This window comes from uncultured Leptotrichia sp. (assembly GCF_938036635.1).
Classification (GTDB): domain Bacteria; phylum Fusobacteriota; class Fusobacteriia; order Fusobacteriales; family Leptotrichiaceae; genus Leptotrichia; species Leptotrichia hongkongensis.
The window spans coordinates 1-1,100 of sequence record NZ_CALHQO010000301.1 but is presented as its reverse complement, the minus strand read 5'-3'; the positions used below and the strand labels follow the sequence as shown (position 1 = coordinate 1,100).

1 protein-coding gene and 1 pseudogene are annotated in these 1,100 nt (G+C 32.8%); both read right to left on the bottom strand.

All coding sequences use genetic code 11. The features are described from left to right. The coding region (locus Q0370_RS06045; RefSeq protein ID WP_299573414.1) for an ABC transporter ATP-binding protein at positions 1–335 on the bottom strand (335 nt) is incomplete at its 3' end. A 4-nt stretch (positions 336–339) separates the two neighbouring features. Next, positions 340–1,100: pseudogene (locus tag Q0370_RS06040) on the bottom strand (nitrite/sulfite reductase); the annotation flags it as partial.

Below are 1,100 nucleotides of genomic sequence, written 5' to 3'. Positions count from 1 at the left end.
CGTTCCTTTATAATGGACTTTTTCACTTTTGCAATCTTTAATCCAAATGCAATATTGTCAAACACAGTCATGTAGCGAAATAACGCATAATTCTGAAAAACAAAGCCAATTCCCCTTTTGCTTGGAGAAATGTTATTTACAACTTTTCCGTCAATTATAATCTCCCCAGCATCAGGTGTTTCCAGTCCCGCAATCATCCGTAAAATTGTGGATTTTCCACTTCCGCTTGGTCCTAGCAAAGCCACCAGCTTTCCTTTTCTAATGCCTAAATTTATATTGTCTGACGCTTTGTAGCTATTGTACATTTTGTTAATATTTTTTAGTTCCACATACATTCATCTACCACGCCCTTTCCATATCAGCTTTACGGAAATCATTGAAATCAACCACTTCAAGTTCAAATTCCTTGTATTTCTCTATCAGCTCAATAAACCTTTCCTCATGTACAAACTCCTCAAATTCAATGTTTTCCTCTTTTATGATATTTGCAATGTCCTCAAGGAAATATGGAATTTTACTTGCCTTTATTTCTCCCACGATTTCATTCAGCTTAACAGTTTTACCTGTAAATTCTCCTCTTGCAAAAATTGCAAAGTATTCTCCGTCTTTTTTTCTTCTTCCGCTAAATCCAAGTTTTGCTATCTGCGGTGTTGCACAGGAATTTGGACATCCAGCAATTTTTATTTGTGGCAAATAATTTGTAAGCTCCCTTTTTTCCTCATTTTCAAAATATTTAAAAATATAGTCCAGTATCGGCGGAGTATCTAAAATTCCAACATTACAAGTTGTACTTCCAATGCAAGAATATGAGTTGAAAAATTCATTTCCGCCATAATATTCTTCCATAATTTCTTTTAATTTTAATACATCTTCTTTTTTAAGTCCACGAACCAAAATACTTTGAAAACTTGTAAGTTTCAATTCAACTTTATAATCAAGGCTTTTTACAAACTTAATTAATTTTTCTCCATCTTCCTTATAAACATTTCCTCTTGCAGGTCTTAAATAATATCCATATTCTCCCTTATACTTTCCAGCCACAATATTTCTGTCGCTTTTTACAAATTCATCATTTTTAATGCTTTCATCTGTATTTTCTT